At 37.3% G+C, this 22,520-nt stretch carries 25 protein-coding genes; 2 read left to right on the plus strand and 23 right to left on the minus strand.

Annotated elements, in window-relative coordinates; all coding sequences use genetic code 11:
• Positions 1-30 precede the first annotated feature (30 nt).
• From RMB06_RS14080 to RMB06_RS14090, 3 genes are all read right to left on the minus strand, one after another.
• Complete coding sequence (locus tag RMB06_RS14080; protein WP_002117981.1) at positions 31-2,196, minus strand: malate synthase G; 2,166 nt, start codon at positions 2,194-2,196, stop codon at positions 31-33.
• A gap of 368 nt (positions 2,197-2,564) precedes the next feature.
• Positions 2,565-3,707: a cell division protein ZapE gene (gene zapE / locus RMB06_RS14085; RefSeq protein ID WP_311080014.1), complete on the minus strand. Its 1,143-nt coding sequence runs from the start codon at positions 3,705-3,707 to the stop codon at positions 2,565-2,567.
• A 77-nt stretch (positions 3,708-3,784) separates the two neighbouring features.
• Positions 3,785-4,807 (minus strand): AraC family transcriptional regulator, encoded by a 1,023-nt coding sequence (locus RMB06_RS14090; protein ID WP_262451616.1) that lies wholly within the window; start codon positions 4,805-4,807, stop codon positions 3,785-3,787.
• Positions 4,808-4,928: 121 nt separating this feature from the next.
• Here RMB06_RS14090 and RMB06_RS14095 point away from each other — a divergent pair, with 121 nt between their 5' ends.
• Both RMB06_RS14095 and RMB06_RS14100 read left to right on the plus strand, forming a co-directional pair.
• Positions 4,929-6,476 carry an NAD(P)/FAD-dependent oxidoreductase gene (locus tag RMB06_RS14095; RefSeq protein ID WP_206223051.1) on the plus strand — a complete coding sequence of 516 codons (1,548 nt, stop codon included), beginning with the start codon at positions 4,929-4,931 and terminating at the stop codon, positions 6,474-6,476.
• 46 nt (positions 6,477-6,522) lie between these two features.
• Positions 6,523-7,434 (plus strand): lysine exporter LysO family protein, encoded by a 912-nt coding sequence (locus RMB06_RS14100; protein WP_064784085.1) that lies wholly within the window; start codon positions 6,523-6,525, stop codon positions 7,432-7,434.
• Here RMB06_RS14100 and pyrF read toward each other — a convergent pair.
• The 20 genes from pyrF to lpxK form a co-directional block, all read right to left on the minus strand.
• Positions 7,431-8,129, minus strand: coding sequence for an orotidine-5'-phosphate decarboxylase (gene pyrF, locus RMB06_RS14105; protein WP_206218264.1), 699 nt, complete (start codon positions 8,127-8,129; stop codon positions 7,431-7,433). The two genes, RMB06_RS14100 and pyrF, sit on opposite strands and share 4 nt — an antisense overlap.
• 175 nt (positions 8,130-8,304) lie before the next feature.
• Positions 8,305-8,670, minus strand: coding sequence for a lipopolysaccharide assembly protein LapA domain-containing protein (locus tag RMB06_RS14110; RefSeq protein WP_002121360.1), 366 nt, complete (start codon positions 8,668-8,670; stop codon positions 8,305-8,307).
• Positions 8,671-8,695: 25 nt separating this feature from the next.
• Positions 8,696-8,998, minus strand: a complete 303-nt coding sequence (locus RMB06_RS14115; RefSeq protein WP_002121337.1) for an integration host factor subunit beta — start codon at positions 8,996-8,998, stop codon at positions 8,696-8,698.
• A 156-nt stretch (positions 8,999-9,154) separates the two neighbouring features.
• Complete coding sequence (gene rpsA / locus RMB06_RS14120) at positions 9,155-10,828, minus strand: 30S ribosomal protein S1 (RefSeq protein WP_002121348.1); 1,674 nt, start codon at positions 10,826-10,828, stop codon at positions 9,155-9,157.
• A 111-nt stretch (positions 10,829-10,939) separates the two neighbouring features.
• Complete coding sequence (cmk, locus tag RMB06_RS14125; protein ID WP_005069521.1) at positions 10,940-11,620, minus strand: (d)CMP kinase; 681 nt, start codon at positions 11,618-11,620, stop codon at positions 10,940-10,942.
• A gap of 10 nt (positions 11,621-11,630) precedes the next feature.
• Positions 11,631-12,071, minus strand: coding sequence for an SRPBCC family protein (locus tag RMB06_RS14130; RefSeq protein WP_014206600.1), 441 nt, complete (start codon positions 12,069-12,071; stop codon positions 11,631-11,633).
• Positions 12,072-12,141: 70 nt separating this feature from the next.
• Positions 12,142-12,645 carry a tRNA adenosine(34) deaminase TadA gene (gene tadA / locus RMB06_RS14135; protein WP_002121378.1) on the minus strand — a complete coding sequence of 168 codons (504 nt, stop codon included), beginning with the start codon at positions 12,643-12,645 and terminating at the stop codon, positions 12,142-12,144.
• Between the two features lie 5 nt (positions 12,646-12,650).
• Entirely contained in the window at positions 12,651-13,775 is a 1,125-nt protein-coding gene (locus RMB06_RS14140) for an enoyl-CoA hydratase/isomerase family protein (protein ID WP_238516968.1), read from the minus strand.
• Positions 13,772-14,485 carry a uracil-DNA glycosylase gene (gene ung / locus RMB06_RS14145; protein ID WP_005069527.1) on the minus strand — a complete coding sequence of 238 codons (714 nt, stop codon included), beginning with the start codon at positions 14,483-14,485 and terminating at the stop codon, positions 13,772-13,774. The genes RMB06_RS14140 and ung overlap by 4 nt, the downstream gene beginning before the upstream one ends.
• 53 nt (positions 14,486-14,538) lie before the next feature.
• Complete coding sequence (locus RMB06_RS14150; protein WP_182923991.1) at positions 14,539-15,135, minus strand: 6-carboxytetrahydropterin synthase; 597 nt, start codon at positions 15,133-15,135, stop codon at positions 14,539-14,541.
• A gap of 228 nt (positions 15,136-15,363) precedes the next feature.
• Positions 15,364-16,323: a type II secretion system minor pseudopilin GspK gene (gspK, locus tag RMB06_RS14155; protein WP_311080023.1), complete on the minus strand. Its 960-nt coding sequence runs from the start codon at positions 16,321-16,323 to the stop codon at positions 15,364-15,366.
• Positions 16,324-17,025: a type II secretion system minor pseudopilin GspJ gene (gene gspJ / locus RMB06_RS14160; protein WP_311080024.1), complete on the minus strand. Its 702-nt coding sequence runs from the start codon at positions 17,023-17,025 to the stop codon at positions 16,324-16,326. It lies immediately after the preceding gene.
• Positions 17,025-17,405, minus strand: coding sequence for a type II secretion system minor pseudopilin GspI (gspI, locus tag RMB06_RS14165; protein ID WP_002121425.1), 381 nt, complete (start codon positions 17,403-17,405; stop codon positions 17,025-17,027). Before gspI ends, gspJ begins: the two co-directional genes overlap by 1 nt.
• Positions 17,395-17,949, minus strand: a complete 555-nt coding sequence (locus RMB06_RS14170; protein ID WP_068527582.1) for a type II secretion system protein — start codon at positions 17,947-17,949, stop codon at positions 17,395-17,397. Before RMB06_RS14170 ends, gspI begins: the two co-directional genes overlap by 11 nt.
• Positions 17,950-17,955: 6 nt before the next feature.
• A complete protein-coding gene (locus tag RMB06_RS14175) occupies positions 17,956-18,564 on the minus strand; it encodes a TetR/AcrR family transcriptional regulator (RefSeq protein WP_057085321.1) in 609 nt (202 codons plus the stop codon).
• A gap of 36 nt (positions 18,565-18,600) precedes the next feature.
• Complete coding sequence (locus RMB06_RS14180) at positions 18,601-19,374, minus strand: TatD family hydrolase (RefSeq protein ID WP_044100051.1); 774 nt, start codon at positions 19,372-19,374, stop codon at positions 18,601-18,603.
• A 17-nt stretch (positions 19,375-19,391) separates the two neighbouring features.
• On the minus strand, positions 19,392-19,733 hold the full coding sequence (locus RMB06_RS14185) for a PilZ domain-containing protein (protein ID WP_002121335.1): 342 nt from the start codon (positions 19,731-19,733) through the stop codon (positions 19,392-19,394).
• A gap of 10 nt (positions 19,734-19,743) precedes the next feature.
• Positions 19,744-20,724, minus strand: coding sequence for a DNA polymerase III subunit delta' (locus RMB06_RS14190; protein ID WP_017482275.1), 981 nt, complete (start codon positions 20,722-20,724; stop codon positions 19,744-19,746).
• 13 nt (positions 20,725-20,737) lie between these two features.
• On the minus strand, positions 20,738-21,499 hold the full coding sequence (gene kdsB / locus RMB06_RS14195) for a 3-deoxy-manno-octulosonate cytidylyltransferase (protein ID WP_311080030.1): 762 nt from the start codon (positions 21,497-21,499) through the stop codon (positions 20,738-20,740).
• A gap of 9 nt (positions 21,500-21,508) precedes the next feature.
• Positions 21,509-22,519 (minus strand): tetraacyldisaccharide 4'-kinase, encoded by a 1,011-nt coding sequence (lpxK, locus tag RMB06_RS14200; protein WP_069035663.1) that lies wholly within the window; start codon positions 22,517-22,519, stop codon positions 21,509-21,511.
• Between the last annotated feature and the right edge of the window lies 1 nt (position 22,520).

Consider the following 22,520-nt stretch of genomic DNA (forward strand, 5'->3'; position numbering starts at 1 on the left):
CGAAGAGGCTTTTTTCAAAACAGGATGAAATTAATCACCTGTATAACCTTTTAACTTCAAACGAGCAGCATGAAGTAACGGCTCAGTATAACCAGAAGGCTGTTCACAACCTTTGAAGATAAGGTCAGAAGCTGCTTGGAAAGCAATATTTGTTTCAAAGTTAGCTGCCATTGGTTTATACAATGGGTCATTCGCATTTTGCTCATCAACAATTTTTGCCATACGTTTAAGCACTTCTTCAACTTGTTCACGAGTTACAATACCGTGACGTAACCAGTTAGCAACGTGTTGAGAAGAAATACGTAATGTTGCACGGTCTTCCATTAAGCCCACGTTGTTAATATCAGGAACTTTCGAACAACCTACACCTAAGTCAACCCAACGAACAACATAACCCAAGATACCTTGGCAGTTATTTTCAAGTTCATTGTTAATCTCTTCCGCTGACCAATTTGTATCAGGTGCAAATGGAGGTGTTAATAGGTCATCTAATGACAACATTTCTTCAGCTTTTAACTGATCTTGACGTGCTTTTACATTTACTTGATGGTAATGCATCGCGTGAAGAACAGCACCAGTTGGAGATGGAACCCAAGCACATGAAGCACCCGCATTTGGATGTGCAGCTTTAGTTGCTAACATATCTTTCATGCTATCTGGTTTTGGCCACATGCCTTTACCAATCTGTGCTTTACCTTGTAAACCACATTTCAAGCCAATCGCAACGTTACGGTTTTCGTAAGCAGCAATCCATTTTTGTGTTTTAACCGCTTCTTTACGAACAACAGGTGCAGCTTCCATAGAAGTATGGATTTCATCACCCGTACGGTCCATAAAGCCAGTATTAATAAAGATCGTACGGTCTTTAGCAGCAGCAATACAGTTTTTCAAGTTTACAGATGTACGGCGCTCTTCATCCATAATACCGATTTTTAACGATTTAGGTGGTAATCCAATCGCCTGTTCAGCACGTTCAAATAACTCTACAGCAAACGCAACTTCTTCAGGACCATGCATTTTTGGCTTAACAATATACATAGAACCTTTACGAGAGTTTTTATTTTCGTTTGTACTACGGATATCAGCAATTGATAACAATGGAGTTACCAATGCATCCATAATACCTTCGAAAATTTCTTCACCATCTACCAAAATAGCTGGGTTAGTCATTAAGTGACCTACGTTACGAAGTAACATAAGTGAACGACCATGAAGTTTTGTTGTACCACCAATTAAGTTTTTAATTTCGCGATCTTTATTTAGATCACGAACAATCGTTTTACCATTCTTTTCAATAGATTCTTGAAGTGTACCCTTCATTAAACCTAACCAATTACGGTAACCTTCAACTTTTTCTTCTGCATCGACAGCCGCAACAGAGTCTTCCAAATCTTGAATTGTGGTTACTGCCGCTTCAAATGTTAAATCTTTAACACCCGCTGGATCAGTTTGTCCAATTGGGCTATTTGCATCAATTTCGATAATGACATGAAGACCATTACTTAAAAGTACAACTTCTGAAGGATTTGCTTCTTCACCATTGAAACCAACAAACTGGGCTTCATGAGCTAAACCTGTTTTTGAACCATCTTTCAAAGTTACAACGAGTTTATTTTGCTCAATTGCATATTTTGTTGCATCTGCATGTGAACCTTGAGCAAGCGGGAAAACTTCATTTAAGAAATTCTTAGCGAACTCAATAACTTTTGCACCACGAACAGGATTATATCCTTTACCTTTTTCAGCTCCACCTTCTTCAGAAATTACATCGAAGCCGTAAAGTGCATCATATAAAGAACCCCAACGGGCATTTGCTGCATTTAAGCAATAACGTGCATTACGTACAGGTACAACTAACTGTGGTCCTGCCAACAACGCAATTTCTTCATCTACATTTTCAGTAGTAATTTGAAAATCTTCAACTTCTGGTAATAAATAACCAATTTCAGTTAAGAACGCTTTATAAGCACCTAATTCAAATTTGTTGTTACGGTGCCATTCATCAATTTTTGCTTGTAATTCATCACGCTTAGCCAATAATGCTTTATTTTTTGGGCTAAGATCGACAACAACTTGCTCAAAGTTCTTCCAGTAAGTTTCACTATCTAAACCAGAACCTGGTAAAGCTTCATTTTCGATAAAATCGTAAAGTTCTTTAGCAATCGCTAACTTGCCTTTTTGAATACGTGCAGTCATTGTCTTTCCTGAAGTTGCTACTTTTTATACCAAGAGAATCCTAGTATACCGATTTAAATTAAGCTGAATACTAATATCACATTCCTAAATAGTAAGCATTTTCCCTTGCAAAACTATTGACAAAGATAAATTTTTCTATATAGGAAATATTAAAATTCTAACTATGATTCCCAGCAATTTATTCAATATTTAAAGATACTGAAACTAGACTTTTTGTTAACAGACAAAAAGTTTCACTATCTTGTTTTTCTAAAGCGTATTTAGTTATATCAAACTTTGCTGCGTGAAAAAGCACTATTTAATTAAATTTATCTATTTTTTGTTATAAAAAAGCGCTCAATCTAGAGCGCTTTTCATATCTACTTTACTTAAGAGGTTTTTGTAGCATCAATATGTCGGTGTTCAGAATGTAAATATTCATCAGACTGCATTTCTAGCAAACGTGAACGCGTACGTTCAATTTCAAATGCTAACTTTTCACCTTGATATATATCAATAATACTATCTTGAGACGTTAAAAGTAATTTCACACCTCGATCGTAAAACTCATCTACTAGATAAATAAAGCGACGAGTACCTTCTGACAAGAAATCTGTCAAATGAGGAACATTACTCACTAGAACCGTATTATAAATATTCGCAATTTCAATAAAATCTGCTGGGCTACGTGGTTTAAAGCAGAGTTCAGAAAACTCACACCACAACACATCTTCTGTATGTCCCAAAGTCTCGACAACACGATTATTAATCACAATCGGCTCTTGAGAATGAGCTTGTGTATGAGTTAAAGCACTAAAACGTTCAGCCATCCAGCTTTGAGCTTCATTCGTTAATGGCGATTTAAATAATTGAGCTTGTTTTAGTACACGCAAACGATAGTCCACACCTGCATCTACATTTAAAACAGCACAGTTCTTTTTAACCATTTCAATGGTTGGCAAGAAACGATCACGGTGAATACCGTTTTTATATAAGCCATCTGGTGCAATGTTTGATGTTGCGATTAATGTCACACCACGAACAAACAATTTTTGGAATAAATCGCTTAAGATCATTGCATCTGTTACGTTTGATACAAAGAACTCGTCGAAACAGATAACGACAGCATCTTTATAGATTTGGTCAGCTACGATTTCAAGTGGATTACGTTGGCCTGAAAGCTTATTTAGCTCTTTATGAACATGTTGCATGAAATGATGAAAATGCATACGCGTTTTACGGCGAAATGGCACAGATTCATAAAATTGATCCATAAGCCAAGTTTTTCCACGGCCTACTCCGCCCCACATATATACACCTTTAGGTGAAGTTTGACGACGGAAACGACGGAAAGCTTTTTTTGAGGCTTTATAACGGTTTAAAAGTTCTTTCCATACGCGATCTAATTCTTGCACTGCCTGTGCTTGCGCTTCATCTGCCATAAATTGACCTGAAGTTAAAGCCTCAGCATAGCGTTCTGCTGGGGAAGAAGGTGTGAATGCAGTACTATGAGAAGATTTTAAATTTAACATATCGTTTTATTTCAATTTTAACTGATGAGAGTATAGCGAACATTTTGTTCAACCACATTAGCTTTTAGCATCAAGAGTTACGACGATGACTCTTTTGCATATTGTCGAGGACTCTGTCCAAACCATCGTTTGAATGCATGATTAAATGCCGCCGGTTCAGAATAGCCGAGTAATTCGGCAACAACTTCTATTGAGTATTCCCTATATTCCATAAGCTTCAATGCCTTATTCTTGATAATTTGTTCACGAATTTGCTTATAACTCGTATTTAGCTGTTGCAGTTGATGCCTTAATGTCCTTTCAGGCATTTTCAGTGCAAAAGCCGTTTCCGCCATGCTCGGGATAATTCCTTGTTGCAGTTCAAGATAATCTTGCACACATTGTATGATATGTGGAGTTTGATGATCTTGTTGATTTAATCTTGTTATTTCTGCAATACATTTTGATTCATAGATACGATGTGTGATGATATCGGCAGAAGGAATCTTGATTTCAAGTACATCCTTACTTAGGCTAAATGCCGCATATTTACCATTAAAATGCACATCTTCGCCATAATATGCAAAATAGCGTGACAAAGTATCTATATCAGCAGGCTTTTCAAATGGGAGTTCTATACGCATCGTAGGCATTTGTAATCCCATCATCGTATAAATATCTTGAATAAACTTATAAGTTCCAGAGACTTCACATTGTGCCCGTAACTGACCAATTTCCGTTTTTAAATCAACCGGCAAATAATTTAAAATGGTCCGCTCATCAGTTTCGTATAAAGCTAAGCTACCAAATAAGTGTGTAAGCTTTTGATATTTTATACCTTTATTTAAAGCAGTTTGAATATCATTACTTGTAACAAGTAACATAAGCAATGGGCCGTAACCCGCTAAAGCGTAATGCTGTCCAATAAATAAACCCTTTTCAGGCTCTACATTTTTACTAATTATTTGTTGAATGTCCCATTCAAGACGATCATGAATTGTGGAACTCGGGTCTAGAGCATCGACTTTAATACCTATATCGGCCAAACGTGAGTCGACATCAATGCCAGCATTGCGCATTCCTTGAATTAAATAGATTAAACCAAGTATCGACCGTTTCATTCTTCTATCAATTTCCCTAGACTGAAATGTTTTACTATAAAGAAGCAAGAAAATTAATTGCCGAATCTATCAATTTTCACGTCGATACAATCATGTTTAAACTGATTAAAAAACGTTAGTCTTGCGTGCAATCCTCTTTTCAGCTTATGCAGGGTTTCCAATGCTAAACGCAAAGCAAGATGCTATTCAAAAAACTAAAATCGCTATTATTGGTGCTGGCTTTGGTGGCCTAGCAATGGCAATCCGTTTACTACAAAATCAACAGCAAGACTTTGTTATTTTAGAAAAATCAAATGATGTCGGTGGAACTTGGCGAGAAAATCGTTATCCAGGTGCAGCATGTGATGTTCAATCTCACATGTATTCATTGTCTTTTGCACCAAAAACAGATTGGACAAAACGCTATGCTGAGGGACCAGAGATCTTTAATTATATTCAAGACATTACACAGAAATATAAAATTAAAGATTACTGTAAATTTAACCATGACGTAACTCATGTCCAATATGATGAAACACGTCATGTCTGGACTCTAGATTTTAAGGACCAACCTTCTATAGAAGCTCAATTTGTAGTTTTTGCATCTGGTCCCCTACACATCCCACAAATTCCTTCTATCAAAGGAATTGAAAAATTTAAAGGAAAAGTATTTCATTCCTCAAAATGGGAACATGACTATGACTTAAACGGAAAGTCAGTCGCATCTATTGGTACAGGTGGTAGCGCAATTCAATATATTCCTGAAATAGCCAAAGATGTTAAACAGCTCTATGTATTTCAAAGAACAGCTGCATGGGTAATACCACGAGATGAGCGCAAATATTCAAGCTTAAGTAAAGCATTATTCAAATCTTCTAATATTTATCGCCAGATTCATCGTAGTCGTCTTTACTGGAGTAATGAATCTCGCGTTGTACCCATTGTTCAACCTCAAATCATGAAGTATGGCCAAAAATTGGCAGAAGCATTCATCCGTTTTCAAGTTAAAGACAAAGAGTTAGCAAAAAAACTCACACCTGACTTCGTTATGGGATGTAAACGTATTCTTATCTCAAATAAATACTTTCCTACCTTTAACCGAAAAAATGTTGAGCTAGTAACTGATAGTATTCAAGAGATCAAAGAAAACAGTATTGTTACTAAAGATGGTCGAGAACGACCTATTGATTGTTTAATTTACGGTACAGGTTTTATTACTGACCCACGTATTTATTTAAAACATTTCACATGTATCGGACGTAATCAAATCGAGTTAAAACAAGCATGGAAAGATGGTGCTGAAAGCTATTACGGCATTATGACTAAAAACTTTCCCAACCTATTCCAACTAGTAGGCCCTAATACAGTTCTAGGCCATAATTCGATTATTTTTATGATTGAATCTCAAGTAAATTACATTTTACAGCTTATTCAGTTAGTAGAAGAGTCTGGTCAAAAAGCAATTGAGATCAAGCCTGACATTCAAGACGCTTTTAACGAACGTGTTCAAAAGCAGCTGCAAGGAACCGTATGGCAAGCTGGCGGCTGTAGTAGTTGGTATCAATCTGCCGATGGTAGAAACTTTTCACTATGGCCAACTTACACATGGAAGTATTGGTTAGAAACACGTAAAGTTAAGCCCAAAGACTACTTACTTTTAAATAAAAGCTCACAGAGCTATGCAGCTTAAAATGTTCAAGACATAATAGGTAGGTTGATAACAATCTACCTATTATATGCAATCTTTTTATCTTATCATTCAAATTTTTTTAGCACTTGCTTTCGGTTATTTCCTAGCACCCAAACTATCTCTAAATATCCGACAATTTATATTTAAAATACTGCCCTATTTTTCTTATATTCTTTTAGCTAGTGTAGCTTTTGAATTAACCTTGGCACTTGATCAAATCGAGAATCCTTCTGCCATACTCCCACCCGCTATTATCATTGCTCTTACCACTTCTTTTGGTTCGTTCTTTACGTGTTTATTTGCTTATACAATTTTTGATAAACAAAGTGTTAAAGGCAAAATTTCCCTACAACTTTTTGTAAATGCTTTAAAGAATATTGCGAAGGCTTTTCTTGCACTAGGTGTCGGTGTTTTATTCGGCGCTATCATTACTCAATTCACCTCACATATCGCATTTAATAGCTGGTATTTGTTATTACTTTTTATTTTTTTAATTGGTATCGAACTTGCCTTCACCCACTTTAACCGCACATGGTTAAGCTGGAAAATTTTAATTGTACCCTTAGCCGCTTTTATAGGGTCATGTATAGCAGGCCTTTTGAATTACTATTTGCTCAACAAGCATTTTACACTTAATGAAACTTTAGCTTTAGCACAAGGCTATGGCTGGTATTCAATGTCAGGCATCTTATTTACGCAATTACATTCGGCAGAGTTGGGTGGAATGGCCTTATTAACCGACTTATTTAGAGAAATTGTTGCTATTTTTCTAATGTATACCATGGGTTGGCGTTTTCCACGCCCTGCTATCTCAAGTGCGGGTGCAACCTCCATGGATGTTACCTTAGCAATGGTAAAACAGTCATGTGGTACACATTATGTACCACATGCCATGATGAGCGGCTTATTATTAAGCCTACTCGCCCCGTTATTAATTAGCTTATTCCTAAATTTTTAGGCAATCGAAGCAAGAATAGATTTCAACATTTCTGTTGGCTTTTCTGCTTTAGTAATCGGTCGACCAATTACCAGATGCGTAGAGCCATCAAGCATAGCTTGCTTTGGAGTTACAATACGTTTTTGGTCGTCTGCATTAGAACCTTCTGGACGAATTCCTGGTGTTACCAGAGAGAAGTCTTGCCCGATCAATTCACGAAGAATCTTAGCTTCTTGAGCAGAACAAACCACCCCATCCAAGCCACTTTCTTTAGTTAATTTAGCTAAGCGCTTCACATGCTCTACAGGTTCAATATCTAAACCAATATCTTTCAAATCTTCACGACCCATTGATGTGAGTACTGTCACAGCAATAAGTTGGGTTTGATAGTTACCCGCTTTTAAACGCTCCACACAGGTTTCCATCATTTTACGGCCACCTGAAGCGTGAACATTTACCATCCATACACCTAAATCAGCTGCTGCACATACTGCTTGAGCTGTAGTGTTTGGAATATCATGAAATTTAAGATCAAGAAAAACTTCAAAATTTTGTTCTTGCAGTTTTTTTACAACAGATGGGCCTTCATGAGTAAAAAGCTCTTTACCCACTTTTACACGGCATAAAGCAGGGTCAAGCTGTTCAACAATTTTTAAAGCGTCATATTGGCTTTTTGCATCTAACGCAACAATGATACTCAAGAGACTTTCTTCCATCATATAAAATCAGCGTTATTATAATAGACAACTCATGAAGGAATAAAGGAATGTAGAGAGCTGCTTTCCAAAATTAAAGCGATAAGAAAAAGCATTTATATTAAGAAGAATAAAAGAAGAGATAAAATTTAGAGAGATACTACTCTTTACTCATTAATAAAGAGTAGTACGGGGATTATAGCGGAGTAGAATTTTTATCTTGCGGATAAATATCTACAACGGTTTTTTCATGTCTTACATTTGCAGCTGCTTCAGCCGCTGCTAATTGAGCACTTTGGATTTGTTCTTTTCTTAAATGGTCAATATCTTTACGCAGGCGTTTAATTTCCCAACCTTTTTGGAATACTCTGAAAACCTGTACACCAAGTAAAAGACCGACCACTGTTCCTAGTACTAATGTGAGTAGCAATAATAAGCCTAAACGCATAGCTGGAACTTGGGTAAATAACAAATCAACAGAAAGTTCTGTTGGATTCTGCAAAACAAGTGCTAAAGAATAGCCAAATACAACAATAAGCAATGCAATTAAAATATAACGCATAGGCACCCCGACTTATAAATTTTATTTATTTCCCAGATTCGTTTACTGCGTCACGAAGGGCTTTTCCGGGTTTAAAATGTGGAACAGCTTTAGCTGCAACTTCAACTGATTTTCCTGTTTTAGGATTGCGACCAACTCTTGGATCACGGTGGTGTAAAGCAAAGCTACCAAAACCACGGATTTCAATTCGATTATCAGTTGATAGTGCTTCTATCATTTGATCAATCATAATTTTAACCGCCTCTTCCACCAAAGGTTCAGCTAAGTGTGGGTTTTTTAGCGCAATGCGTTCAATCAAATCAGACTTATTAAGAGCTTCAGTAGTCATCTACGACCTCGTTATTTATTGCTACTCTATGTCGTTCGATAATAACCTGTTTAAATACAAAACGGTAGCGCAGTATGTTGAATACTAGGCTACCGTTTACAGTAATTTGTATAAAAAGTACAATTCCGTTACATGAAACTGTACTTTGTTAACTTATTACTTCATTTGTGCTTTGATCAAGTCACCAATAGTCTTAGGACCATTGTCTTGACTTGTAGTTGCTGTACGCAAGCTAGCAACTGCTTCTTTCTCTTCAGCTTCGTCTTTTGCTTTGATAGACAAGTTGATAGAGCGAGATTTACGATCAACGTTGATGATCTTCGCTTCAACTTCTTGACCAACTTCTAAGAATTTAGTCGCATCTTCTACGCGGTCACGGTTGATTTCAGAAGCTTTAAGAGTTGCTTCAACTTCGTCAGCTAACTTAACAGTTGCGCCACGAGCATCAACTGCAGTTACAGTACCTTTAACTAAAGCACCACGTTCGTTAGCAGCTAAGAAGTCATTGAACGGATCGCTGTTCAATTGCTTGATACCAAGGCTGATACGGTTACCTTCAGCGTCTACAGACAAGATAACAGCTTCAACAGTGTCACCTTTCTTGTAACGACGAATAGCTTCTTCACCTTGCTCGTTCCAAGAAATATCAGACAAGTGTACTAAACCGTCAATACCGCCGTTCAAGCCAATGAAGATACCAAAGTCAGTGATAGACTTGATAGTACCAGATACTTTTTCGCCTTTCTCATGAGCTTTAGCAAACTCTTCCCATGGGTTAGCACGAGTTTGTTTGATACCAAGGCTAATACGACGACGTTCTTCATCAACTTCAAGAACCATAACATCAACTTCATCACCAATCTGAACAACTTTAGATGGGTGAATGTTTTTGTTAGTGTGGTCCATTTCAGAAACGTGAACTAAACCTTCAACGCCTTCAGCAATTTCAGCGAAACAACCGTAGTCAGTTAAGTTAGTTACGCGAGCTTTAACGATAGAACCTTTAGGGTAACGGCTCATGATCGCTAACCATGGATCTTCGCCTAATTGTTTAAGGCCTAAAGATACGCGGTTACGTTCACGGTCAAATTTAAGTACTTTAACAGTAACTTCTTGACCAACTTCAACAACTTCTGAAGGGTGCTTGATACGCTTCCAAGCCATATCTGTGATATGTAGAAGACCATCAATACCGCCAAGATCAACGAATGCACCGTAATCAGTAAGGTTTTTGATTGTACCTGTAACTGTTTGACCTTCTTCAAGTTGAGCAAGTAATGCTTCACGGTCAGCAGAAGATTCAGCTTCCATAACAGCACGACGAGATACAACAACGTTATTACGTTTAGCATCAAGTTTGATTACTTTGAACTCTAACTCTTTACCTTCAAGGTGAGTAGTGTCACGGATAGGACGAGTGTCAACTAATGAACCTGGTAAGAATGCACGAACAGGACCGATGTCAACAGTGAAACCGCCTTTAACTTTACCAGAGATAACACCAGTAACGATTTCGCCATCTTCAAAGATTTTTTCAAGTTTAGTCCAAGTTTCAGCACGCTTAGCTTTTTCACGTGATAAAACTGTTTGACCCATACCGTTGTCAAGAGCTTCAACAACTACGTCAACAGTATCACCAACCTGAACTTCAAGTTCACGTTGTTCATTTAAAAATTCAGCACGGTCAACAATGCCTTCAGACTTTAGGCCAGTGTCAACAGTTACCCAGTCGCTATCGATGTTTACAACAACACCTTGGATGACTGCACCCTTTTCAACGTTGAGGTTTAATTCACTTTCTTCAAAGAGGGCTGCAAAAGATTCGGTCATGATATACCTGATAAATTCAGCGGTCTTGGATCAGACAAGGCCGGTTTAGTTAAGTATCAACATAGTCTTTATAGACTGATCAAGCTATGCTTCAACTGATAATTCTATTTACTAAATAGTACGGCTATCGACATAATCAACCATTAACTTAAATACCTGATCGATCGTTAATTCCGAACTATCAATGATATAAGCATCTTTGGCTGGCTTGAGTGGAGCAACTTCTCGCTCCATATCTCTTTTGTCTCGTGCCTGTATATTAGCTAAAATGTCGTTTATTTTAGCATCTAGCCCCATACCCTGCAACTGTTTTACTCTTCGCTCAGCGCGCGACTCGGCCGAAGCTGTCAGATAAATTTTGGCATTAGCTTCTGGAAAGATAGATGTTGCCATATCACGGCCATCTGCAACTAAACCAGGACTTTGCGCAAAAGCTCTTTGTCTTTCAAATAGTGCCTGTCTAAGCTCTGGAACCACTGCAACTTTTGAAGCGTACTCACCAACTCGCTCTGTACGGATTGTTTGAGATACATCTTCTCCATCCAAGAAGACCAAAATCCCTGAGGTAGACGTTTCAAATTTAATGTCCAGTTGACGTGCATATTGGATACACTCATCAAGCTGACTGTCTAATTTCTCTAATAAATCGTGTTTATGTAATGACAACCCTAATAAACGATATAAGGCACCCGAATCGAGTAAATGATATTGATAATGTGCTGCAAGTTTTGCGGCCAATGTTCCTTTACCCGAACCACTCGGACCATCAATAGTAATAATTTGAACTGTCATTGAACTCTCACTAAGAAGCAAATGCTTTAGCTAATCTCGAAAAGCCTAGTGTAATGGCTAGTTTTAGCTGTGCAAGGATTAATTTACTGACCACTGGCGCTTTTGCCGTTAACTCGATGCGGTATGTAACTAAAGTAATGTATGGTGTGATCTCAGAAAACTCGATTCTGCCTAAATGGTGTTTAATCAAAGGATTGTCTATTAATTTATACTCAATACTTTTATTTTCTTCCAACAATGTAATTTCTTCTTTAAGTGGCTTAATTGGACCAAATCCCATACGTCGAATTGAGCCTAGTCCATCAGGTCTTTTAGAATCTGCGGAGTCTTTAACACGCACAACCTGTAAAGGTGCAAAAGCAGTATTGTAAGTTGAATGCTTAGAGAGCAAATTAAATACATCAGTAAGAGGAGCATTAAATTCTTTTTCTACGGTAATTACATTACGCATTGGATCGTCCTTATTAAATAGAATCATGACATTAAAACCGCGTTAGTTTGCCATAAGAGTATGTTAATTTTTAATCATTTAAGGACGTTTTTTGTTGTTTCTCTTGTTTCTTTTGCTCACGTCTTTGTTTAAAAAAATGGCTAAGCTGTTGAGCACATTTTTCTTGTAGACAACCATTCTGAAATGTAAACCTATGATTATAATAACCTTGCTGTAATAACTGACGTGCACTCACCAAAGAACCTGCTTTAGGTTCTGGCGTACCAAAAACTACATGTTTAATTCTTGCATGTACGAGCGCACCTACACACATAGTACATGGCTCAAGAGTGACATATAAAGTTGTATCTTCGGGTAATCGATAATTTTCTAAAGAGGAACACGCTGCACGGATAGCTTGAATTTCTGCATGTGCGGTTGGATCTAATAAAGTAATTGGAGCATTATAACCAGATCCAATTACTCGATTTTGGCTCACCAGAACCGCTCCAACAGGTATCTCACCCTGCTGGGCGGCTAATTCAGCTTGCTCGTAAGCAAGCTGCATCCAGTATTCATCACTATATTCAGTCATTTATTTTAGGTGATCACACCGTGCTGTCTAAGTAAGGCATTCCAGCTATCAATTGAAGTCACTGGCGGGCAATCAGCCAATATACCTCTTAAGCTTAGATCGTCACATGGCTTCCATTCAGGTGATAAATCCTTATCAACTAAGCGTGCGCGAACACCTTCCACAAAGTCAGGATGACGTATTTTCCACTCAGAAATCTGAGCCTCTAGATCAAAGACCTCATCCCATGAGTGAATTTGTTTGCCCCATTGCCACAGTAACCAAGTAATTGCCGCAGTACTAGGAGATCCTTTTTGCAAATTCTCACTCGCTTGACGTAACCAATCACTGCTCGCATCACGTAAGCTAACAATAGCTTGATAGTCTTGTTCAAAATTAAAACCACGGCAAACGCTATGAATTACATCAAGTGAGTTTTGCAATGGACCTGCCGCAACAGGACGGTGCAAACTATTTAAAGTATCATCAATTGCTCGGAAATCCCCTGCAGGATAATGAGCCCAGTTAATATTTAAAACTTTTTGCAAAACATTATCACGCTGAGCTTCACAAATATGTGTTGCCCAACCGATGCTATACGCCCCAGCAGCAGTCATAATTGAACCTGTTAAACCCGTAAACAAACCTATTGGACCACGATCTGCCAAGAAACGGCTCGCACCAACATCAGGATATAAACCAATATTAATTTCAGGCATTGCTAAACGTGAATATGGCGTCACTAGACGGAATGGTGCAGCCATAAACAAGCCTAAACCACCACCCATTACATAACCTTCTCCCCAAACCACAACCGGTTTAGCATAATTATGTAAAAGTAAATCTAAAGCATATTCCTGCTGGAAGAACATATTTGCGGTATCGACTTCTTGATTTATAACAAGTTGGCGTAATTTTCTAACATCACCACCTGCACAAAAAGCTTTTGGTGTAGTTGAGTCTAACCAAATTGCTTTAACCTGTTCATCGTCACGGAAATCTTCAAATACACGCAATAATGCCGTTACGATTGATTCGTCTAAAGCATGTAACGATTTAGGACGATTCAAACGTACTATACGCCAGCCATTTTTTGCTTCTTCAACCACCAAGTCCGGGTGATAGTTATTTACATTGGGAGAGTTCATCATGCGTCCAATTGCCAGTCTATGGGCTCAATGCCATGTTGTTTCAAATATTGATTTGTTTTTGAAAACACTTTGCATCCAAAAAATCCCCCTCTATTTGCAGCAAGAGGTGATGGATGTGCGGCTGTTAAAACCAAGTGTTTATCTCTATTTATACGTTGTCCTTTGCGCTGTGCATAAGCACCCCACAAAATAAATACTATATGTTGTCTCTGTTCATTTAGAACATCAATAACTTCATCAGTAAAGGCTTCCCAACCCTGCTTTTGATGTGAAGTCGGCTGTCCAGCCTCCACGGTAAGCACACTGTTGAGTAAAAGTACGCCTTGCGTAGCCCATTTTGTTAAGTCACCATGGCGAGGAGCTGGAATACCCAAATCTGTATGTAATTCATGAAAAATATTGCGCAAAGATGGTGGTAATGCAATACCTTTTTGAACAGAGAAACTTAATCCATTCGCTTGGTTTGGCCCGTGATAGGGGTCTTGCCCTAAAATCACAACTTTCACATCAGCCAGTGGTGTGGTATTTAAAGCATTAAAGATCTGTTTACTAGGCGGATATATTATTTTCTGAGCTTGTTTCTGTTGAAATAAGAAATCGCGCAAACTATCCATCTGAGGACTTAATAGAAAAGGTGCTAAAGATCTTTTCCAACTTTCTTCTAATTGAACTTTACTGAGTTTATCTTGCTGTTGCTCAGTTAATTGCATTAATGTCATCCTAGATCAATTTTCAATTCTACAAATAAAATAAGTAATTCGATTTATACTTCGACTTGCAAATCAACTTGAGGATTATTAAATTTAATCCCTTTTTTCAAGTCTTCATACATTTGTGGATTTGCCCACTCTATCTGAATTTGTTCTGAAAAAACAATTCCATCAAGACTTAAAATACCCATTTGTTCGTTTTGAATATCTTCAATAAAGCTCTGAGCATATCCAGTATCAGTCTCATGAACAATAACAGAATATACTTCAACATCACCTTCCCCATTTTGAGTGATTGTTGATTGTAAAACTTGCTGAGCTAGATAAAAGAAAATACGTGAAAACTGTTCAGCCGACGGTGAAACAGGTAAAGAAATCCAACGAGCACTAAAAGTCTGACATGCATCAATATATTGAGAATCATCTTTTTCCCAAAAACAGATTGCGTGATCAAAGCTGTCGAATAGGTCTTTTATTACTCCTTTTAGGAGTCCAAAATCATAAACCATTTGCCCATGATCTAATTTCGAAGCTTTAAGCAATAACTCAACTTTATAGCTATGTCCATGAATTGATCGCTTACAACGATCCGATGTACAGTTACGTACAACATGTGCATTTTCAAACTTAAATAACTTACGAATTAACATGTGCCAAATCGATCATTCCTTCTAAGAACATTATTATAAAGCAAAAGACGAAAATTTCGCACCACTTTTCAATTAGAAACAATTAGCAAAAAGTATGATAAGACTGATGAAGAAATATTGAATATAAACATATAGAAAGTTTATATTTACTTTAATATTTAACTTCAGAAAAATTTATAATTACAAACTTCAAAAAACATCTAAAGTAAATAAATCATAATTTTTCAATTAGTTAAAAGGCACTATATTTCTAGAATATACATAAACCTGCTTATCACTGCGCATTAAGGCACTTGTAAACTGTCTTTTTCTATTATTCAACACAACCTCGATTTGTGCTTGAAAAAAGTTCGACTTCACATCTAAAAGGCTATTAACTTCAGTTTTCTTTTGCGCATCAACTGCTGAAAAAGCATTCAATTGCCATAATTCATCAATATTTTGAAAGAACTTTAAATTCTGTTGGCGTAATTGAAGTTCTTTTTCTATAGTCCCTAAATCTAATTTTTGATCAATACTCGCTAATACTAATGGTGATGCGGTATTAACATTCACTTTTGTATTTTCAGGTAATGCAGAAATGTATGGTGCGATTAAATCATATTTCTTGCCTTCAAAACCTCTTACCAATTTCAACTCTTCTATACGATGAAATTTAGCATTTGAAGCCAAATAGCCAGGGTCAAGTCCTTCATAATAGTTACTTTCTGCCCCCATAGGGCCGCTTGGTTCATCATCTGGATCTTGCCAATCAATAACTGCTTGACTTAACTCTGCTGGTAATCCTACACGCACAAGCAATCGCTCAAACCAATTTTTAGCAGCTTCGTTTACCTTGCCTTCATTGGTCGTTAAATTGTTTATATTAAATTTTCCTGACTCATCTAGTAAGCGCCCCGATACAACTCCATCTTCTATTGGAAAAGGTGGCATTGGCTGAGCCCAACTTTCCTTTAAATGATCGATACCACCAGCATTATTTGCATCTTGAATTAATAATTCAGAAAAAAAAGCTTCTGCACTTTTTGCATAAAGTAATGACTGATTTTGACGCATCAAATAACCCGTATTTTCCATCGTATTAGTTTGATGCTTTGCGATAGAGGCAGCTAAAATTGTAGCCAAAGCAACCATTATCAAAATTGTGAGTAACGCTACACCTTGCTGATTTTTTTTATAGAGTAACATTTATTGACCTCCCTGTTTGGAGAGCGATAAGTCACCTTGGTTTAAGCTATAAATCCACTCATAACTTACACCTGCAACCGTGAGTTGCATTTTTATTCCTTTTGGCAACTTCCTAAATTCATCAGGTTTTGTAGGGTCAATATTAACTTCAGGCCACTTTGTTACTTCTTGAGGTGTCAAAACCATAATTTGAAATTGTTCAACTTGGCTCAACAGCGTACTTGATAAGGGTTGCTCTCTATTTGAAGTATTTAAGTTACTATATTTTAGGCGATAAAGCTTTTTTTGATCAGGATCATATCGATATTCGATACGCTCAAAAGGTGATAATCCTTGCTTTAATGGATCAGTAACCCCCGCCTTACTAAAGCGAAGAACTTGATTATCAATTTCTAAAGCTGGGCGCAATTGCCCGCCTTGATTGGCTGATAAAGGTATAATTTGCAATGTATCACGCAAAACTTGTTGATAAGCATCTTGTAATTCAAATAGCTGCACTTCATGTTGAGTATTACGATCGCGAACTTTTAATAAATAGTCAAAAACCTTCCACCCCAACAAAGATAAAATAGCAAAAATTGCAATTGAAACTAAAAGCTCAACTAAAGTAAATCCTGAGGCACGAGTTAATCGAGCACTGCTCGATCGTGTCGCAAGACGTGAAGCGGTGCTTGGATAGCGAAAACTTTTATTCTTTATCATTATTTTGCTTTCATTGGATAATTAAAAAACACCAAGTGAGTAATACCATTTTGAACTTTGCCCTTATCAGAATCATATAAGCTAATTTGCAAATCAACTTTCTGAACATTCGGGCTAATTGTAGATTGTGCAGATTTGTCAATCTGCCATGTTTCGCCTTGAGAAGTAACTTGCTTACTTTGAGTACCTTCAAGCCATTCCTGATTTATCTCCATTAAAGCAATTTCATTCATTGCTACAAACTGAGCTTTGGTTCTAAGAATTGCATTTGAGGTAGATTGAGTATATTGCATGGCTACTTTAGTTAACGCGACAGCCGCTACTGCAAAAATTGCTAAAGCAACCATTACTTCTAATAGAGTAAAGCCTTTAGATTTCATTTATTTTACCCAAATGATCAATTTGTATTTCTGAACCAATTGGTTTTTGTTCAAAGTAAAACTGTATTTTCACAGTTTTAGCTTCACCGTTACCGAACCAGATTAACTGGGGAGCCTGCCCTCCAATTAAATCGGTATTCGTAGCTTTTGAATAGTTTTGCTCATCTAAAGGTTGTATTGTAAACGATACATGTTTAGGCAACTGGCGTGTATTAAACTCAGAATATTTCTGCCAGCGATTTTTTAAATCTTGGACCTGTAATTTACTCTGGTCGTGATACTCATACAATTCATAAGAAAATGGTGAAACATCTGTTTCACTGACAGTAGATAAAGCTAAAACACGAGACTGATCAAGCGACTCTTTACCAATTTTATGCATATCCAGCAAAAATAACTCTCTTGCTTGCATCGCTTTCTTTTGGTCAACCCCACCTATGTTGAGTAGAACTAAAGAAGTCATAATCGTCATAATAACAATCACCACCATCACTTCTATGAGAGTAAAACCTTTTTGGGATTTAAGTGGTGATTGAGATTTCATATCGACCTAAGCATATTGCTCAATAGCTTGTTTAGGTAAGGCTAAAGCCTGATCAATATAAGCCACTCTTAAAGTGTCTCTTGAACCTAAATATCGTTGATAAAAACTTGAATTAAGAATAGCTGCTGCACCATGAGTTAATGACCAAATAGAAGCAAGATAATCTCGTGTAGGCATATTGCTTTGAATAGATTCCAGGTAATGGTCTGTCATCCGAATGATAATTCGCAATCTCTGTTTACGCACTTGATAAAGTTCATGAAAAAGATGATGAACGCCTTGAGCAGTGATTGAGAGTTTTTCTTCAATTTGATGAAATAAAACTGTTCGTTCAGGATGATGTAAATGATGCAACATGAAAAAGGCCAAATGCTCTGGAAAGGCTTTTTCAGTATCTTGAACCATTTCAAGTAACATACGCTCATTACGAATAATCAACAGCATGTACAACTCATCTTTACTTTGAAAGTGTTTGTACAAAGTTCCTTTTGCTAAATCAAGCTCAGCAGCCAAGACATCGAGTGTCATTCCGGCTTCGCCATTTTCTAGCAACAATTGTTCCGCAACCTGAAATATTAATACTTCTCTTGCTCGGAACTGAGCCTGACGATCCATCTTCACGCAATTACTCTCTTATATAGTTTCTATAACCTAAATCGCTTTTAGCAAGTTCTCAAAATTTTGTGAGGTGATCATTGCAATTTCCTCAACCGATTTATCATATACATCACTGAGCGCTTTGGCTACATAAGGCACATATTTTGGTTCATTTGTTTTACCACGATATGGGACAGGTGCTAAATACGGGCTATCTGTTTCAATTAAAAGGCGATCTAGTGGAACCTGTTTAGCTACATCGCGCAAATCCTGTGCATTCTTAAATGACACAATACCGGAAAAAGAAATGTAATAACCACAATCAAGTACAGCTTTAGCAGTTTCCCAATCTTCAGTAAAACAATGCAGAATCCCATGTGTTGAGTGTTCAGCACGGATAATATCTACCGTATCATGCTTTGCTGATCGGGTATGAACGACAACTGGTTTTTTTACAATTTTTGAAGCTTGGATATGTCTTGCAAAACATGCTTTTTGCTCTTCAATAAAATCAGTACTGTGATAATAGTCCAGTCCAGTTTCACCTAAAGCCCATACTTTTTCTGATTGAGCCAATTCAACCAAATACTCAGTTGTTGCACGTGCCATTGTGTCCACATCCTCACAAGGGTGTACACCTACCGTATAACCAACATCTGCATGTTTATTTGCAATTTCAGCCAATGCAATATGGTCATCGAGATCAACGGAAATTGCCATAAACTTAGACACTCCTTCTGCTCGCGCCGCTGCAAGCGCAAGGTCCAGATCACCGTTATAAGGTGTTAAATCTAACATCGTTAAATGGCAATGCGTATCAACAAACACTTTTCTTTCCTATTTAATTACATCGTATAACTTGGACGGTCTAGAGACATACTACCAGCCAAAACTCGTTCTGCCTCAGTTTTATAGTAAATTCCCTTATCTCCGCTTAACTGAATAGCAAAACCTTGAGGTTTAAATCCACTTTGCTTATGGGAGATCCAGATTACTTTGCCTGTTAGAGGAATTTTTTGAGACTGCTCAGGCAAAGTCGCTAAAATGAAAATTTCTTGTCCCATCTTTACCTTTTGTTTTGATGGTACGAATAGGCCTCCACCTTGCACATATCCCATATAGCTTGCTTGCAAAGTAGCTTTATCAGGAATATTTACCTGAATAATCCCCCCCATTTGCGGCTGCATAGTTTTCCCCTTAAATATTCATTAACGTTATAAATAATTGATCAATAATAAGTTGGCTTTGTACATTTTGTTCAACAAGCTTTTTTGCTTGCTGTAATTCACTATAAATATTAAATAAGCTTTCTAAATCATAATATGGGCTTAACTGATCAAAATCTAAATCAGTATTTTTCTGTGGTTGGTTTAGCTTGACACAAATTAAATCACCCAACAAGTATTCAAAAAGCATTATAAAATCATTAAAACTTAATTCTTTTTGCCATTTGCCTGAGAAAAATAAAGGCATATTTTTTTGAGCAACAATTTTAAGCCAATCATTTAAGAAAACTTGCCTTTTCGCAAACCAGTCACTTTGAGCAATTTCTATTGCTTGTAAAGGCATATCATTAGATAAGCCAAGCAGTAAATCAGGCTGCACTTCCGCAAGTTCAGATAAATGCTCATTCAAATAAGAAGTAGCTTGCTCATATGAAATACGATCTAAAGCGAAATGTTGCAATCGGCTACGAATAGTGGCCGGTAGTTTAAGATAGTGATCAGCTAATAAAATTAAAACAACACGCTCGCCTGGTTCTTCTAAAGTCTTTAGCAAAGCATTTGAAGATGCCAAATTAAGTGCTTCTGCAGGCTCAATCACAATAACGCGCCAACCTTCTCCCGTTTGTTGTACGAAAGGTAGTAAGTCACGGATCTTTTCTATTTTAATTTTTGCATTCTGTTTTTTATTTTCTTCATCCGTTGTGATATGAACATAATTGGGATGAGTGTCTGATTTTAACCATTGGCAACTACTACATTCACCACAAGGGCCCTGCGGCTGCTTATTTAAACAAAGTACCCATGCCAAAAACTGCTTAGCAAAAGCATGTTTTCCACAACCTTGCTTGCCGTAAAATAAGAGACCATGTCCAATATTGGGAAACCTTGTTGTCAAGGTGTCCCATGTTGTTTGCTGCCAAGGATAAACCTTTGAAGTTACATTCGGATTCATTAAAAATTAACGCTTATTCAAAAGATTCAACAGGCATACTATTTAAGCGATCAAGATCAGCTTGAGTGTCCACACCTGGTGGCAAATTGGCTTCGGCTACAGCAATTGCAATTCGATGACCATTTTCCAAAACACGTAATTGTTCAAGGCTCTCCAACTTTTCAAGCTTCCCCATATCCCATGTTACGTATTCTTGTAATAAGTTCACTCGATAAGCATATAAACCTAAATGACGAAATGCTTGTGAATGTAAAGTCGGTTCATCATGCTTAGCCCCATCTCGATCATAAGGAATGGTAGCCCGGCTAAAATATAAGGCTTCATTTTGTTTAGACATGACTACTTTTACAATACTGTCACGCTGGAACTCATCTAAAGTATGAATCGGCTCACACAACGTAGACATTGAACAATTTGGTTTATCTACCAAAACTTTTGCAACTTGTTGAACAAGTTGAGCTGGCAACAAAGGTTCATCACCTTGAACATTTACAATAATATCGTCTGCATCCCAATCCTTAATGCGAGCCACCTCACTTAAACGGTCTGTACCCGAAGGATGATCAGCACTGGTAAGAACTACATCAATTCCATCTGCACGGCAGATCTCAGCAATACGTTCGTCATCTGTTGCCACGCACAAATCATCAAAACCTTCGACTTTTTTTGCCTGATCCACTACACGTAAAATCATAGGACGGTTATGAATAAGCAACAATGGTTTACCTGGCAAACGCGAACTTGAGAAGCGTGCTGGAATGACGATGTGTTTCATTTTTTCTTCCTAAGATAATTGAATATCAAGTTCTTGCAATTGCATTTTTAAAACCTGATAACACTGTGTAGACAGGACAGCTTTAACAGGAACTACCCAAATAGATTGTTTAAATTCAGGATGTTTTTCAAGTAACGGTAATAGTTTAACTGCATCTTTTTCAGTTGTAATAAGTGGCAGCTCATCATTAAAAATTAAATCATTGATTGTGTAATCATGATGATCTTGAAAGGCATGCTCTTCGAATTGCTTCAACCCTAGATCTTTAAGGGTTTGATAAAACCGTTGAGGAAAGCCAATACCAACTACAGCATGATAATTATTCTCAAGATTAAAGCTTGGTTTAGAATTAGATAAAGGGTTAAGTAAATATGGCTGTCCTGTCTCGAGATACATGTTTAATTCTGTAGCAGGTTTATGAGTATGCTCAATCACTGTTCCAGTTTCTAAACGTTCAACAGGCTCTCGCAGATAACCTTCAGGTAATAGTTTTTTATTCCCTAAACCACGATTTTGATCCAGTACAATCCACTCGATCTGTCGATCTAATGCCCAATGCTGCAACCCATCATCACTAATAATCAAATCTATTTCTGATGACTCAAGTAATAACTCTATTGCGGCCTGCCTATTAGGGCCTACTGCCATTGGTACACTTGTAGCCTGAACAATTAATGCTGGCTCATCCCCAGCTTGAGCTACTTGGCCGCCCGAGGTAACCAGCAGTGGAAAAGGACCATTACCCCCATATCCCCGACTAATTACCCCTACTTTTACATTATGCTGCTGTAGATAATTCACCAGTTGTATTAGCAAGGGAGTTTTTCCACTTCCACCTACTGTGATATTACCTATAACCATCACAGGTACAGGCGCTTTATAAACTTGCTTAAAACCTGAATTATAAAGATTACGATTTAGTAAAAACCCAGCCCGATACAAACAAGACAATGGACGTAAAACAATCAACCAACTCGATTGTTTATTCCATGCACTCTGGATCAGCTGGGCTAATGACATG

This window comes from Acinetobacter sp. V104_13 (genome assembly GCF_031798995.1).
GTDB lineage: Bacteria > Pseudomonadota > Gammaproteobacteria > Pseudomonadales > Moraxellaceae > Acinetobacter > Acinetobacter pittii.

Excerpts from the sequence above, each read along its gene's own strand:
- RMB06_RS14130 (WP_014206600.1), bottom strand. The coding sequence starts at position 12,071 with ATGCGTAATGTAATTACCGTAGAAAAAGAATTTAATGCTCCTCTTACT.
- gspK (WP_311080023.1), bottom strand. The coding sequence starts at position 16,323 with ATGTTACTCTATAAAAAAAATCAGCAAGGTGTAGCGTTACTCACAATT.
- RMB06_RS14190 (WP_017482275.1), bottom strand. The coding sequence starts at position 20,724 with ATGAATCCGAATGTAACTTCAAAGGTTTATCCTTGGCAGCAAACAACA.
- kdsB (WP_311080030.1), bottom strand. The coding sequence starts at position 21,499 with ATGAAACACATCGTCATTCCAGCACGCTTCTCAAGTTCGCGTTTGCCA.
- RMB06_RS14090 (WP_262451616.1), bottom strand. The coding sequence starts at position 4,807 with ATGAAACGGTCGATACTTGGTTTAATCTATTTAATTCAAGGAATGCGC.
- pyrF (WP_206218264.1), bottom strand. The coding sequence starts at position 8,129 with ATGGAAGAAAGTCTCTTGAGTATCATTGTTGCGTTAGATGCAAAAAGC.
- rpsA (WP_002121348.1), bottom strand. The coding sequence starts at position 10,828 with ATGACCGAATCTTTTGCAGCCCTCTTTGAAGAAAGTGAATTAAACCTC.
- gspI (WP_002121425.1), bottom strand. The coding sequence starts at position 17,405 with ATGAAATCTAAAGGCTTTACTCTATTAGAAGTAATGGTTGCTTTAGCA.
- RMB06_RS14140 (WP_238516968.1), bottom strand. The coding sequence starts at position 13,775 with ATGATGAACTCTCCCAATGTAAATAACTATCACCCGGACTTGGTGGTT.
- zapE (WP_311080014.1), bottom strand. The coding sequence starts at position 3,707 with ATGTTAAATTTAAAATCTTCTCATAGTACTGCATTCACACCTTCTTCC.
- tadA (WP_002121378.1), bottom strand. The coding sequence starts at position 12,645 with ATGACTGAATATAGTGATGAATACTGGATGCAGCTTGCTTACGAGCAA.
- lpxK (WP_069035663.1), bottom strand. The coding sequence starts at position 22,519 with ATGTCATTAGCCCAGCTGATCCAGAGTGCATGGAATAAACAATCGAGT.
- RMB06_RS14170 (WP_068527582.1), bottom strand. The coding sequence starts at position 17,949 with ATGAAATCTCAATCACCACTTAAATCCCAAAAAGGTTTTACTCTCATA.
- RMB06_RS14115 (WP_002121337.1), bottom strand. The coding sequence starts at position 8,998 with ATGACTACTGAAGCTCTTAATAAGTCTGATTTGATTGAACGCATTGCG.
- gspJ (WP_311080024.1), bottom strand. The coding sequence starts at position 17,025 with ATGATAAAGAATAAAAGTTTTCGCTATCCAAGCACCGCTTCACGTCTT.
- RMB06_RS14175 (WP_057085321.1), bottom strand. The coding sequence starts at position 18,564 with ATGGATCGTCAGGCTCAGTTCCGAGCAAGAGAAGTATTAATATTTCAG.
- ung (WP_005069527.1), bottom strand. The coding sequence starts at position 14,485 with ATGCAATTAACTGAGCAACAGCAAGATAAACTCAGTAAAGTTCAATTA.
- RMB06_RS14110 (WP_002121360.1), bottom strand. The coding sequence starts at position 8,670 with ATGCGTTATATTTTAATTGCATTGCTTATTGTTGTATTTGGCTATTCT.
- RMB06_RS14100 (WP_064784085.1), top strand. The coding sequence starts at position 6,523 with ATGCAATCTTTTTATCTTATCATTCAAATTTTTTTAGCACTTGCTTTC.
- RMB06_RS14185 (WP_002121335.1), bottom strand. The coding sequence starts at position 19,733 with ATGCAGCCGCAAATGGGGGGGATTATTCAGGTAAATATTCCTGATAAA.
- cmk (WP_005069521.1), bottom strand. The coding sequence starts at position 11,620 with ATGACAGTTCAAATTATTACTATTGATGGTCCGAGTGGTTCGGGTAAA.
- RMB06_RS14080 (WP_002117981.1), bottom strand. The coding sequence starts at position 2,196 with ATGACTGCACGTATTCAAAAAGGCAAGTTAGCGATTGCTAAAGAACTT.
- RMB06_RS14150 (WP_182923991.1), bottom strand. The coding sequence starts at position 15,135 with ATGTTAATTCGTAAGTTATTTAAGTTTGAAAATGCACATGTTGTACGT.